Genomic DNA, 13,615 nt, shown 5'->3' on the forward strand with positions numbered 1-13,615 from the left:
AACGATAAAAAGTATTCCAAATGCTCGGTATTTTTATTCATTATAATACTGCGCCTGTGCATTCCAGAGTTCATAATATTTTCCAGTTTTATCGCTAATCAATTCCTCATGTGTTCCTTTCTGAACTACATTTCCCTCATGAAATACGGCAATTTCATCACAAAATTTGCAAGAAGACAGACGGTGGGAAATATAAACGGTTGTTTTATCCGTTACAATATCATTGAACTTACTGTAAATTTCTGCCTCTGCAACAGGATCTAAAGCAGCAGTCGGTTCATCTAAAATAATGAACGGAGCATCTTTGTAGAGTGCTCTTGCAATGGCAATTTTCTGGGCTTCTCCTCCGGATATCTGAATACCGTTTTCATCCAAATCTTTATAAAGATAAGTGTCTAAGCCTTTGGGCATGGACTGAAAGCGTGTTTCAAATCCGGCATTTTTTAAGCAGGATTTTGCCAGTTCAGAGTCATAGCGTGCAGCGCCGGCAACATTTTCTCCCAGAGGCAGCGACAATAGCTGAAAATCTTGAAAAACAACGGAAAAAATGTTGATATAATCGTCATATTTATACTTTCGAATGTCAATTTCATTTAAGAAAATCTGTCCTTCTGTGGGATCATACAGGCGGCACAAAAGTTTGATAAACGTAGTTTTTCCACTGCCGTTCATACCTACTACGGCAAGGCGTTTGCCTATTTGGAACTTTAAATTAATGTGCCGCAAAGCCCATTGTTCTGTATCAGGATAGCGAAAGGAAACATCTCGAAATTCCACTTCATATTGTCTGTCCGACCGTTTTTCCGTGGTAAGACTGCCTTGATACATGCGGTTTGGAATATCCAGAAAATGAAAACAGGAGACTAAAAATTCACCGTTGCTTTGCATAGCGCCTACTGTGGTAAGGAAGGCAGAAACACCGCCAAAAAGCTGAGTAATTGCTCCGATATATTGTGTGACAGAGCCTACTCCGAAAGCGCCTGCCCATGCTTTTAAACATACATACAAATATACAACGCCGGTTAAAATAACAGACATACCTTGTGAAAGTGCGTGCAAAAGTCCCATAGGTCCCATGGCAGATTTTGCGATATCGGAATGTGCGCTGAACATGGTACATTCCGCCATTCGAGGATGACAGATATTTTCCTGTTGTTGATACATACGAAGGTCTGCCGCTCTTTTTTTATCATGGCTCATAAAACCAAAGAAATAGAAAAAGCGATTGCCAAGACGTGCCTCCTTGGCATAATTGGTCATATATTTGTCTCCCATGGTTTTGCATATAGGGGAAAGAACTGCAATAAGCAGTAAAAGCATGAGAATTCCAACGGCAAAAAGAGGATGATTGATGGGTTCCAGTTCACTTCCTTTAGGGACTTTGGCTGCAAATAAACTGACAGACAGGCTAATTCCCCCAAGGATTTGGAAAAATGCAGTAACCAGTTCTTCGAAAAAAAGGAGGGTTTTATAAATTCCCCATCCGGACCAATATTTCGTCTGAATAATCTGAGAATATAAATCAAAAATCGGCTGCCGTTCTATGTCCTCATAATCTAAATCCAGCATTTTTTTCATGTAAACCTGTCGGTCAATGGACTGAGCAGAGCTTTTTTCATAATTGAGCCAATGCTTTAAAATGCTGTTTAACAGAGCACAGAGTGAGGTATAGGTCAGAGTCAGAATTACCCATTTTGCAAGGACGGCCACATCTTGATTTCCGGAAAGCTCATTGATGATTTGAGCGGACAGAAAGATGGTTACATAAGGAGTTAATGCTTTTACCATGGAGGAAATGCCTGCCGAAAAAAAGAAGCGGGGACAGAGCTTCCACCAGATTTTCCAAGCTCTTATATTCATTTTCCAAGTAGATTGTATAGTTGTTTTTTTACCGGTCACGTTGAATTCCTCCCTCCTTATAATATTGGCTTTGTATATCAAAAAGTTTGGCATATTTGCCCTGTAATGCAATTAATTCTTCATGAGTTCCCTGCTCTGCAATGCGGCCTTTTTCCAGAAACAGAATGCGGTGACAAAAGCGGGTAGAGGCAAGGCGGTGAGAAATAAAAACAGATGTTTTATGGGCGGTCATTTCATTATATTTGAGATAAATATCATTCTCGGCAATCGGATCAAGAGCAGCAGTAGGCTCGTCTAAAATGAGAACAGGAGCATTTTTATAAAGCGCTCTTGCCAGCATTAAACGCTGTATCTGCCCTCCGGAAAGCTCAATGCCGTTATCATAAACCTGTCTGCCGATAATGGTATTTATATTTTTAGGCAAAGAAGAAATCTTTTCAAAAAGTCCTGCCTGTTTCAAACAATTCCAAACTTTTTTCTCATCAATATGTGTTGTGTGCTGGGCAACATTTTCAGCAACACTTGCCTCTAATACAGAAAAATCCTGAAATACAGCAGAAAATAATGAGTAATAATTTTGCCGATTGTATTGTCGAATATCCTTTCCGTTTAGAAGGATTTGTCCTTCCGTTGGGTCTAAAAATCCGCAAATCAGTTTCACCAGAGTAGTTTTTCCGGCGCCGTTTAGACCTACCACTGCAAGCTTTTCTTCGGCATGTATCGTAAGATTGAGACAGTGAATAGTGTCCTGTTTCGCCTTAGGATAGCGGAAAGATACGTTTTTCAAGCAAAGTTCGTAAGCGGAAAAATCATCTTTGGAAACAGGTTTTCCTTCTTCAAAAAGGAAGGGCTCCGGATATTCTAAAAATTCCCTTACCGTGGATAAATCAAGGCTGCATTTGTGTAATTGCGCAAACATTTCCAAAATTCCGCCTATCCACTGAGTAAAGCCGCTTATTGCTGTGAAATAAAGCAGAAATTCTGAAGCATTTAGTCCCTGTGTCAAGGTAAGCCATAACAGGTAAGCATAAGCAGCTCCGTTTCGCAGAAGCGTCAGGAGTAAATCAGCAATGTCTGCCCAGATATACACAGACTCACGTTTGCGAAGAAATCCCTGATATAGCCTTAAAATACTCGTCCACACATCGTTTATCCATGTATCCAGACCAAAGATACGGATGTCTTTTGCATAAGAACGCTTTGTGGCAACATCATGAAGATAATCAAGCTGCTTTGCGTATTCTCCTTCTTCTTCCCGATGTTCATATCCCCATCTGCTCGTTCTTTTACTTATCAGATAGCCCAGAAGCGTAGTGAAAATTGCGATACAGACCAGGAAGGGATTAAGATGAGACAAAAGCGCCAGATAGATGGAAAATCCCAGAACATTTGTAAGGATAGAAGTCCAGATTGTCCAGACATATTCTGTTGCTTCTACGTTACTGGAACAGGCATTGGAAGCCTTGCTTTCCATATCGTTAAACTTTGCATCCATTAGATTGAGATAGGAAGTTTTGGCTATTTTGTCGGAAATTTGTACCAGAATAGATGTGCGGACGGAAATACGCCCAAACTGTGTATTGGTATCAATATATTGTTTTAATCCGGATAGAAAAAGCAATCCACAGCTAAATACGGCAATGGTAAAAAGTAATTCTGAAAGCGGGGCAGTTGTCTCTACTTTTTCCAGAATTGTAGGAGCAAGAAAAAGCTCTGCGGCTGATTTTGTAGCAGTTGTAACTGCAAGAGCGACACATAAAAACAAAACGCTTTTGCAGTTTTTCCAAGCATTTTTCACCATAAATCCGGTATTTTGCCACATATTATATTTTGGTTTTTGTTGTTCTTCCATTTGTGTTTCACCTCCAAGGTTACTTTAGCATAAAAATTCGTCCGCCATATACTTTGGGGACGAATTGTTTTGTGACGGTGATGAATTGTAAAAAATTATAGCTGAGGCAGTAAAATTTCTGTGGTAAAAGCTCCGTCTTCACTGTTTCTGCTGATGTAGCCCTCCTGACGTTCAACAATGGCGTCAATTCGTGCCAGACCAAAGCCATGTCCGGCTCCTTTTGTACTGCGAAAGAGATTACCCTCTTTTTTCATCTTTTTTTCGGCAGTAAAGTTTGTAAAAGAAATATAAAGCTGCGTATTTTTCATACCCATATAGATGCGAATGAGACGATGTTCTTCAGGAAGCTTCAGACTGGCATCAATGGCATTGTCAAAAAGATTTCCGATAATACAGCATAAATCAATTTCTGAAGATGTTAATTTTACAGGAATATGGGCGTCTGCAATTACCTGAATATTTTTTGACTTTGCAAGAGAAATTTTGGAATTCAGAATGGCATCTGTCATAGGATTTCCAGTTTTAATAACGGTATCTACCGTAGTTAAATCTTCATCCAATAAATCCAGATAATGGCTGAGCGCTTCCCAATTTTCAGTGGCAGCATAGGCTTTCATAGTTTGAATATGATTGCGATAATCATGCCGCCAGCCTCGTATTTGCCGGTACATATTGTCCACTTCCTGATAGTGAGTTTCTATAAGTTCTTGCTGATAGATTGCCAGTTCTTTATCCATTCTTTTTGAAAAAAGTTTCATATTTTGTCTTACCTCATGTTAATAATTGCCCGATTTATACCTTCATAAGCGCCTCTGGGAAGTGCGATAACAGTTCCGTCACGGAGCTTAATTTCTGCTTTTGTTACTCGGCTGATATTGGTTATATTTACGATTACAGAACGCCCTGCACGATAAAAACGTTCGTCAAGAAGTTTTTCTAATTTACCTAAAGTCATTTTTAATGTGTAATCTTTTTTGGCATGAATAGTTACATAATTTCCTGTTACATCGGCATAACGGATTTCATAAATGGGAATTCGCAGGATCTCACTTCCGGTTTCTAAATTCAGGATTTTTTCATTCTTTTTTACCTTATCAAGAGCACGATAAAGTACAGAAAACAGCTTTTCTTTTTGTACCGGTTTTAGGAGATAATGAAGGGCGGCAACCTCATAGCCTTCGGAAATATAGTCAGAATAGCCCGTAAGAAAAACAATCTGGATGGTATCGTTTTCTTTTCTGAGGGTTTTGGCTAAGGTGACGCCATTCATAGCGCCCATTTCAACATCTAAAAGAAGAATATCGTAATCCTTCTTTTCTTCATAATGAAACAGAAATGCCTCTGCGGAGGGAAATGCGTCAATATGTACGGAAATATTCGCTTCCTGCGCCCAACACTTTACAAAATTTGTGATGTATTGGGTATCTATTTTGCTGTCATCGCAAATTGCTATTTGATAATACATGTTAAAAGTCAGTCCTTTGGGGTGTTGTTTTAGAATTATTATAACAGGTTGTTTTGAGTTTTGAAATACACATTGTGTATAGTGGCGTGATAGAATATATACACAATTATATTTAAGAAAAAATCTTTTCTTCGGGTAACGAATTTGTGATAAAAAACACATATATGTGAAGGAGGCGGAAAATGGAAGAAATAGAACAGATTTACAGGAAATATACACCTCAGGTATATAAATTTTTGTTCAGCCTTTGTCACGATAAATATTTAGCAGAAGAACTAACACAGGAAACATTTTTTCAGGCAATGAAATCTATTGATAATTTTCGTGGGGATTGCAGAATTTATGTATGGTTATGCTCTATTGCCAAACATTTATGGTATCAGGAACTTAAAAAAAGAACGGGAAAAAACATTAAAGCTGTCACAGCAAGGCGGAGAAGATGAAACAGAGTTTGAGAATGTTGTTTTTGAAAAGGCAGAGGTGTTAGAAATTTATAAAATACTTCATACGTTTGAAGAACCCTTACGAGAAGTGATGTATTTACGGTTGAATGGAAATTTTACTTTTAAGGAAATCGGAGAAATTATGGGGAAAGACGAAAACTGGGCGAGAGTTACCTTTTATAGAGGAAAGCAAAGGGTCAGAAAGGAGAGTCATCATGAAATGTGAAGTTGTTCGTGATTTATTACCATTATATATTGATAAGCTGACAAGCGAAGAGAGTAATAAAGAAATAGAAAAACATTTGAAAAATTGTAAAGAATGTTATCAATATTATCAGGAAATGATGGGAGAAATAGGAGTTTTAGCCGAAATACCGAAAGAAGAGGCAGAAGAGGTAAAAGTAATAAAAAAGATAAAGAAAAGAAGCAGAAAAAAGTTAATAATAGCAGTTCTGGGAACGGCGCTGGCAGTATTGGCAGCAGTGATTTTACTTTTTCCTCTTACATATAAGGATGCAAAATATAAGGATGTAGAGCTTCAGTGCAGAGTAAAAGGAAATAGAACTTATATCGAAATGCAGTCTCAGGCAGGATATGAATTATGGTTTACAGGAAGCTCAGATAAAAATAAATCCTATTTAAAAGTTTTTGGAAAAAAGAAAATAGGAAATTCAGAGAGCTCTAAATCAAGCTGGGAAGGAGAAGTCGATAGGGAAAATCCCTATCAATATATTTTTGAGTTTAGTGATAAAATTGTGACCATAGAGAATGGGAAAGTCGTAAACGAGGAGGATAAATAATAGAAATCTATATTTTTAAGGGAGTATTGCGAATAGAGTAAGCTCCCTTATTTTTAGTGATTTTTTCACTTGAATTCAAATAGTGAGAATGTTATAATCAAATCCAGATAGAGAAGCTCTCCTCAGATTAGGAAAAGGAAAGGAGGCAAAGCTTCAACATCCGTTTAGATTTCAATATTTTCTAAAATTCATTTTACAGTTTTCTGCTGTAATTGTTCGATACATTCTGTATGAACAGAAAATCCATGATATAAAAGGAAAAATTGGGGGACTTCTCTATCATTTTGTATCTGAATATGTGTGTTTGTGTTGAAAAAGAAGCAGGATAATAATATATCACGAAATAAATCCTGCGGGAGGAAGCATGAATAAAAGAGAAGTAAACGTACTCCATCAAGAACTGGAGATTTATCGTGAAATGGGAATTCCTCTTTACCTAAATGGAAAAAAGAGTACACCAAAACGCATAGAGAAAGCATATAGAATTGCAGAAGAAGGTGTCTATATGAGAGATTACATACAAGATGATACAGGAAAATTAAAAGGCTTGTCCTTTGATTTTGTAAGAGAAGAAGAATGAGGTAAGAAATATAAAGAAAAGATAAAATCTGAAAAAAACATGAAATCCTGAAGAAATTGGTGACGAAGGGAAAAAATATGGTATAATAACTGTACGTATGTACTATAACGTAGAAACAAATGAAAATAAAAGGAGTTAAAAAATGGCGAAACGAAGGAGGAGAAGAAGGCGTAGAAATCAATTAGTCCCTATATTGGTTGCAATGCTTCTGATTATACTTGTTGCTGTTGCGGGTATTGTCACAGGTTTCATAAAAAAATATACACCATCAGATACAAGGATGGAGTTAGCAGATTATTATCATACAGGTGAAGGCGAAGCTGCTTTGATTTTGCAGGATACAATCAGTGAAGCAAAAGGAAAAATAGTAGACGGGAGAGCTTATTTGCCTTACAGCGTTATAACAAATGAGATGGGAGGAAGGTTTTATTGGGATAAAGAGAGTGAAAAAATGCTGTATACAACAGCAACAGACACTTTAGAGATAAAACCGGAAGATACTGCATACACAATTGCGGGTCAGACAAAACAGCAGGATTATATTCTTGTAAAGGAAATAGGCGAAGAATTTTATATAGCTCTTGATTTTGTAGAACAGTATATGCCAATTCAGGGCGAAGTATACGACAAACCGGACAGAATTGTGGTATCCTATAAATGGGGAGATATCAATACAGTATCTGTTTCAAAAGATACGGAAGTTCGATATCAGGGAGGTATTAAAAGCCCAATTCTTTCTGATGTGAAAAAAGGTGATACTTTAATATTGCTGGAAGAGATGGAAAACTGGTCCAGAGTTATGACGACAGACGGTATTGATGGATATGTAGAAAAGAAAAATTTAGAAAAACCGCAGACCACAGAGCTGTCTTATACAGGAGAATACAAAGAGGATTACAGCAGTCTTACAAGAGAACATAAAATAAATTTGGCATGGCATCAAGTTACTTCCGAGGCAGCGAATGCAGCCCTTGGAGAAACTATTCAAAATATGGCAGGAGTCAATGTCATTTCTCCTACATGGTTTTCTGTTACAGCAAACGAAGGCACGATATCCTCTCTGGCAAGTGCAGATTATGTAAATGAGGCGCATAGCAGAGGAATGGAAGTCTGGGGACTGATTGACAATTTTAATCCGGATGTCAGTACATTGGAGACCTTGTCAAGCAGAAGCTCCAGAGAGCATATTATTCAGAAGCTCTTAGAAGAAGCCCAAAGAGTAGCACTTGATGGTATCAATGTGGACTTTGAAGCTCTTACAGAAGAAGAAGCGCCGCATTTTATTCAGTTTGTCAGAGAACTTTCTGTTGTTTGCAGAGCCAATAATCTGGTGTTGTCCGTAGACAATCCGGTTCCTCAATTCACAGGATTTTATAATAGAAAGGAACAGGGAATTGTAGCAGATTATGTTATTATTATGGGATATGACGAGCATACGACAGGTTCAGAAGAAGCAGGTTCTGTTGCATCCCTGCCCTTTGTAAAAGAAGGAATTGAAAAAACATTACAGGAAGTACCGAAGGAAAAAGTGATTAACGGAATACCTTTCTATACCAGACTTTGGACAGAGTCTAATAACGGAACACTGTCCAGCGAGGTAATGACCATGGATGCTGCAAGCCAATATATACAGGAAAACGGTATTGAAGTATACTGGGAGAAAGAAACAGCTCAGAATTATGGGGAGTTGCTTACTGATAACGGTACACAAAAAATATGGCTGGAGGACGAGCAGTCTATTGAAGAAAAGATGAAGCTGATTAGTCAGTATGAGCTTGCCGGTGTGGCTTCATGGAAGCTGGGATTTGAAAGGGCAGATGTCTGGAGTGTAATCAGTCAATATTTACAATAAGAAAAGATAGAGGTGGAGTATTATGGGAGAACATGAAATGTTTAAAACAACCCTGATGGGCGGATATGATAAGGAAGAAGTACAGGAATTAATCCAGAAAATGAAGGATGAAATGGCAGAAGTGCAGGTGAATTACAGAAAACAGCTTGCAGAACGAGATGAGAGGATTGCCGAGCTTCAGAAACGTATTGAATTAAAAGACGCATATCAGGCACGTATGGAAGAGGATATTAAAGAAAAATATCAGAAGTATATTGATAATTATGAAAGCATCGGAAAGCTGGTTTTTGAAGCACAGTTAAAATCTGACAGCATGCAGAGGGAAGCAGAAGAAAAATGCAGTAAGATGATTGAGGAAGCAGAAGCAGAGGCAAAACGCCGTGTTGAGTCTGTTCAGTCAGAAATTGATGATAAGCTTTTAGAAGGGAAAAAGAAATATCTGGCTGTTCAGGAAGAAATGAATGGTATTGTAGAGCTTATCAATCAGGCACAGAAAAGATTTATGTCCTCCTATAAAGAAGTACACCAGATTATCAATAGTATGCCAACCTCCTTGAATGATATTGAGGATGTAGTAGATTTGGAAATTCAAAAATTAGAAGGGAATTCTTCCGATGAAATCTTAGATACAGAGGAAGAAATTCATTTAGGAGATACACAGGAATTAGATATTCTTGATGCTGTGGATGATATTTCAGACTTGGAAGAATTTGATGAAGAGGATGCAGAAGAGGATGAAGACAGCAAGCTTGCTATGCAGATTTCAAAGCTTTTAAGTGAAGAAGATGAAGCAATGATGGAAGAAGATTTAGAAGATTTCTTCAAAGAATAAAAGAAGATATGTATGAAGCCGCTTTCCTTTGAAAGCGGCTTTTTGTTGGGAAAGACTGCATTTTGTAAGAGCATATGCTAAGATACATTCTTTATTCTTATTTTGCATATATTGAACCAAATGAAAAAAAGGTGATGTATATGAAAAAGAAATGGCTAAAAGGAGCAATGACAATCTGTATGCTGTGTGCAGTTTATCTTTTGTCGAGAGAAGGAGCTATGCTGACGGGAAAAAGCATAACAGAGGAAAAGGGGCTTATTCTGATTGACAGCGGACATGGGGGAATTGACCCGGGCGTAGTTGGAATTGGCGGAGTGAAGGAAAAAGATATCAATTTAAAAATTGCAAAGGAGCTTGCAGGCGCACTTGAGAAAAAAGGATATAAAGCGGTGCTTATAAGAAAAGACGACAATGGCTTATATGATGCGGAAAGTAAAAATAAAAAGGTACAGGATATGCAAAAAAGATGTGCTATGATAAAGGAGGAAAAACCATTGCTGACCGTGAGTATTCATCAAAACAGCTATCAGGATGAAGCTGTGTGCGGACCACAGGTGTTTTACTACAAGGACTCTTTGGAAGGTGCAAATCTTGCAAAATGTATACAGGAAGAGCTAAACAATCGGCTTCAGGTGGAAAAGCCTCGAACGGAAAAAGCAAACAGCACGTATTATCTTTTAAAACGCAGTGAAGGCGTATTAAATATTGTAGAAACAGGATTTTTGACAAATAAAAAAGAAGCAGAGCTATTGCGGACAAAAGAATACCAAAAGAAATGTGCCGAGGCTATCTGCAATGGGATTTTAAAATTTTTAAAAACAGTAGAAATAAATAAGACGAATGTGGTATGATAAAGGCGTATGTAAATTAGAAATGAAAGGGAAGAAGGCACAGTGAATACAAAATTAGTCAAAGTAGAAAAAGAATATCCTGATTTACAGATTATGAAGGAAGCAGGAGAAATTCTGAAAAACGGCGGACTGGTGGCGTTTCCTACCGAAACCGTATATGGTCTGGGTGGTGATGGCTTAAATGCCCGCTCATCAGAAAAAATATATACAGCGAAGGGAAGGCCTTCTGACAATCCTTTGATTATACATATTGCAGATATGGAAAGCCTGAATAAGATTGTCAGACAAATTCCGGAAAAGGCAAAGCTTCTTGCTGAAAAATTTTGGCCGGGACCGCTGACAATGATTTTTCAAAAAAGCTCTGAAGTACCTTATGAGACCACTGGAGGTTTAGAAAGCGTAGCGGTAAGAATGCCAAATCATCCTGTTGCATTAGCGCTTATTCAAGCAGGAGGCGGCTATATTGCAGCTCCGAGCGCCAATACATCAGGAAGACCCAGCCCTACAAAGGCAGAGCATGTTGCAGAGGATTTAAGCGGCAGGATTGATATGATTGTAGACGGAGGAGATGTAGGAATTGGTCTGGAGTCTACCATTGTGGATTTTACAGAGAATATTCCGGTTATTCTTCGCCCCGGCTATATCAATCAGGCTATGATAGAAGCGGTGATTGGCTCGGTTCGTATGGATAAGGGACTTTTAATCTCAGATGAAAAGGTAAAACCAAAAGCGCCGGGGATGAAATATCGCCATTATGCGCCGAAAGCACAGCTGGTAATTGTGCAGGGGAATACGAACAAAGTAACTGCACATATTAATCAGATCTGTGAAGCCTTACAGCAGGAAGGGAAAAAAGTAGGCGTCATCGCAACAGATGAAACAAAAGATTTATATCAGGCAAATGTGGTAAAAAGTATCGGCACCAGAGAAGACGAGGAAGGGATTGCAAGACATCTTTTCGGAATTTTAAGAGAGTTTGACGAGGAAGATGTTGACTGTATTTATTCCGAAGCGTTTGATACGCCAAAAATCGGACAGGCAATTATGAACCGTCTGTTAAAGGCTGCCGGACATCATATTATTTATTTATAAGGAGGCAAAGCATGATAGCATTAGGATGTGACCACGGTGGTTACGAATTAAAACAGGAAATTATTAAGTATTTAGAAGAAAAAAATATTCCATACAAGGATTTCGGATGCCACAGTACAGAAGCAGTAGATTATCCGATTTATGCCAGAATGGTAGGAAAGGCAATTCAGACAGGAGAATGTGAAAAGGGTATCCTGATTTGCGGAACAGGAATTGGAATTTCTATTGCGGCAAATAAAATGAAAGGTATCCGTGCAGCTCTTTGTACAGACTGTTTCTGTGCGGAAGCTACAAGAGAGCACAACGATGCCAATATTTTAGCGCTGGGCGGCAGAGTCGTAGGACCGGGACTTGCAGTAAAAATTGTAGATACATTTTTAAATACAGAATTTTCTCACGCAGAACGCCATCAGAAACGTATTGATTTAATTGAGGAATAAGCAGAAAACAAAGGAGAACAGAAAAATGGCAAAAACAATGGTTATGGAGCATCCATTAATTCAGCATAAAATCGGTATTATCCGCAGAAAAGAGACAAGCTCAAAGGAATTTCGTGAATTGGTAAGTGAAGTTGCAATGTTTATGGCTTATGAAGCTACCAGAAATTTAAAGCTTGTTGACGTGGATATTGAAACTCCTATTACAAAAACAACGGTAAAAGAGCTGGCAGGTAAGAAGATGGCAGTTGTGCCGATTTTAAGAGCAGGTCTTGGTATGGTTGAGGGAATGCTTACCATGGTTCCGGCAGCAAAAATCGGTCATATCGGTCTTTACAGAGACCCTGAAACTTTAAAACCGGTGGAATATTACTGCAAGCTTCCTGCTGACTGTGGGGAAAGAGAAGTATTTGTTACAGACCCTATGCTGGCAACAGGCGGTTCTGCGGCAGCGGCAATTACTATGTTAAAAGAAAAAGGCGTAAAAAATATCCACTTTATGTGTATCATTGCTGCGCCGGAAGGTGTAAAAGCCTTGCAGGAAGCGCATCCTGATGTGGATATCTATATTGGAGCTTTAGATGAACACTTAAATGACCACGGCTACATTGTACCGGGGCTTGGCGATGCCGGAGACCGTATTTTCGGAACAAAATAAGAGGTGAAAGCATGACAGGAAAGAGAGACGGATATATTTCCTGGGATGAATATTTTATGGGAGTTGCAAAGCTTTCAGGAATGCGTTCAAAAGACCCCAATTCTCAGGTGGGAGCCTGTATTGTAAGTCAGGACAATAAGATTTTGTCCATGGGCTATAATGGTTTTCCCATGGGATGTTCTGACGATGAATTTCCATGGGCAAGAGAAGGCGAAGAGCTTGATACAAAATATTTTTATGTGACACATAGTGAGTTAAATGCGATATTGAATTATCGTGGCGGTTCTTTAGAGGGAGCGAAATTGTATGTGTCCCTGTTTCCCTGCAATGAATGTGCAAAGGCAATTATTCAGGCCGGAATTAAAACCATTGTTTATGAATGTGATAAATATGCAGACTCTGCGGCAGTCAAAGCATCAAAAAGAATGTTGGATGCGGCAGGGGTGCGTTATTATCAGTATAATAAAACAGGACGAAAGATAGAGATTGAGGTATAAAAATAAGAGGAGTTCTGTCGGGAAAATCCGGCAGAACCTCTTGACAAAAGAAAAAAATTCCAATAGAATGAGTAAAAGTAAAATGACGAAGAAAAGGAATAGTATGCGAATGGAACTCTAAAGAGAGAAAGCCGTATGGTGAAAGGCTTTTGTGGGAAATCGCAGAACCGGCCTTGGAGTTGCCTGTGATGAGCAGGACGTGTGCTTTGACGTTAAAAAAGCAAAGGAAGTGAGTAGTCCGGATAAAATGAAATAAGATAGGACTGCTAATAAGGGTGGTACCGCCGGGTAGAAGACATCGGTCCCTAGGAGATAGGGGTTGCATGTCCTTTTTTTATGTAAACAGCTATTTATGAAAAGTTCATATCGGGAATATGACACATTCACGCTCAGTCT

General features: G+C 38.5%; 15 protein-coding genes and 1 other annotated feature. Of the genes, 11 read left to right on the forward strand and 4 right to left on the reverse strand.

Features of this window, described 5'->3' with window-relative positions; translation table 11 throughout:
* Positions 1 to 33: 33 nt before the first annotated feature.
* The 4 genes from CGC63_RS02575 to CGC63_RS02590 form a co-directional block, all read right to left on the reverse strand.
* On the reverse strand, positions 34 to 1,899 hold the full coding sequence (locus CGC63_RS02575; RefSeq protein WP_242648432.1) for an ABC transporter ATP-binding protein: 1,866 nt from the start codon (positions 1,897 to 1,899) through the stop codon (positions 34 to 36).
* Positions 1,889 to 3,712, reverse strand: a complete 1,824-nt coding sequence (locus CGC63_RS02580) for an ABC transporter ATP-binding protein (RefSeq protein WP_004221139.1) — start codon at positions 3,710 to 3,712, stop codon at positions 1,889 to 1,891. The genes CGC63_RS02575 and CGC63_RS02580 overlap by 11 nt, the downstream gene beginning before the upstream one ends.
* Positions 3,713 to 3,807: 95 nt before the next feature.
* The gene (locus CGC63_RS02585) at positions 3,808 to 4,470 is read right to left on the reverse strand and encodes a sensor histidine kinase (RefSeq protein ID WP_004221137.1); all 663 of its coding nucleotides are present in this window, start codon (positions 4,468 to 4,470) and stop codon (positions 3,808 to 3,810) included.
* Between the two features lie 8 nt (positions 4,471 to 4,478).
* Entirely contained in the window at positions 4,479 to 5,177 is a 699-nt protein-coding gene (locus CGC63_RS02590; RefSeq protein WP_004221135.1) for a LytR/AlgR family response regulator transcription factor, read from the reverse strand.
* Between the two features lie 182 nt (positions 5,178 to 5,359).
* Between CGC63_RS02590 and CGC63_RS15940 the strand changes: the two genes are divergently transcribed.
* From CGC63_RS15940 to CGC63_RS02640, 11 genes are all read left to right on the forward strand, one after another.
* Positions 5,360 to 5,620, forward strand: a complete 261-nt coding sequence (locus CGC63_RS15940) for an RNA polymerase sigma factor (protein WP_004221133.1) — start codon at positions 5,360 to 5,362, stop codon at positions 5,618 to 5,620.
* Positions 5,502 to 5,846 carry an RNA polymerase sigma factor gene (locus CGC63_RS02595; RefSeq protein WP_326929167.1) on the forward strand — a complete coding sequence of 115 codons (345 nt, stop codon included), beginning with the start codon at positions 5,502 to 5,504 and terminating at the stop codon, positions 5,844 to 5,846. Before CGC63_RS15940 ends, CGC63_RS02595 begins: the two co-directional genes overlap by 119 nt.
* A complete protein-coding gene (locus CGC63_RS02600) occupies positions 5,836 to 6,420 on the forward strand; it encodes a zf-HC2 domain-containing protein (RefSeq protein ID WP_004221128.1) in 585 nt (194 codons plus the stop codon). The genes CGC63_RS02595 and CGC63_RS02600 overlap by 11 nt, the downstream gene beginning before the upstream one ends.
* Positions 6,421 to 6,784: 364 nt before the next feature.
* Entirely contained in the window at positions 6,785 to 7,000 is a 216-nt protein-coding gene (locus CGC63_RS02605) for a hypothetical protein (protein ID WP_004221120.1), read from the forward strand.
* Positions 7,001 to 7,142: 142 nt separating this feature from the next.
* Complete coding sequence (locus CGC63_RS02610; RefSeq protein ID WP_040351027.1) at positions 7,143 to 8,852, forward strand: glycosyl hydrolase family 18 protein; 1,710 nt, start codon at positions 7,143 to 7,145, stop codon at positions 8,850 to 8,852.
* A 22-nt stretch (positions 8,853 to 8,874) separates the two neighbouring features.
* Positions 8,875 to 9,684 carry a hypothetical protein gene (locus tag CGC63_RS02615; RefSeq protein ID WP_004221115.1) on the forward strand — a complete coding sequence of 270 codons (810 nt, stop codon included), beginning with the start codon at positions 8,875 to 8,877 and terminating at the stop codon, positions 9,682 to 9,684.
* Between the two features lie 140 nt (positions 9,685 to 9,824).
* Complete coding sequence (locus CGC63_RS02620; protein WP_009247162.1) at positions 9,825 to 10,535, forward strand: N-acetylmuramoyl-L-alanine amidase family protein; 711 nt, start codon at positions 9,825 to 9,827, stop codon at positions 10,533 to 10,535.
* Positions 10,536 to 10,577: 42 nt separating this feature from the next.
* On the forward strand, positions 10,578 to 11,627 hold the full coding sequence (locus CGC63_RS02625) for an L-threonylcarbamoyladenylate synthase (RefSeq protein WP_004221108.1): 1,050 nt from the start codon (positions 10,578 to 10,580) through the stop codon (positions 11,625 to 11,627).
* An 11-nt stretch (positions 11,628 to 11,638) separates the two neighbouring features.
* Positions 11,639 to 12,067 carry a ribose 5-phosphate isomerase B gene (gene rpiB, locus CGC63_RS02630; RefSeq protein ID WP_004221107.1) on the forward strand — a complete coding sequence of 143 codons (429 nt, stop codon included), beginning with the start codon at positions 11,639 to 11,641 and terminating at the stop codon, positions 12,065 to 12,067.
* A gap of 25 nt (positions 12,068 to 12,092) precedes the next feature.
* The gene (gene upp, locus CGC63_RS02635) at positions 12,093 to 12,722 is read left to right on the forward strand and encodes a uracil phosphoribosyltransferase (RefSeq protein WP_009247161.1); all 630 of its coding nucleotides are present in this window, start codon (positions 12,093 to 12,095) and stop codon (positions 12,720 to 12,722) included.
* Between the two features lie 11 nt (positions 12,723 to 12,733).
* Positions 12,734 to 13,219 carry a deoxycytidylate deaminase gene (locus CGC63_RS02640; RefSeq protein WP_004221102.1) on the forward strand — a complete coding sequence of 162 codons (486 nt, stop codon included), beginning with the start codon at positions 12,734 to 12,736 and terminating at the stop codon, positions 13,217 to 13,219.
* 79 nt (positions 13,220 to 13,298) lie between these two features.
* Positions 13,299 to 13,529 (forward strand) — a binding site (T-box leader).
* The last annotated feature ends 86 nt before the right edge of the window (positions 13,530 to 13,615 follow it).

The sequence above is a fragment of the Blautia hansenii DSM 20583 genome, assembly GCF_002222595.2.
Taxonomy (GTDB): domain Bacteria; phylum Bacillota; class Clostridia; order Lachnospirales; family Lachnospiraceae; genus Blautia; species Blautia hansenii.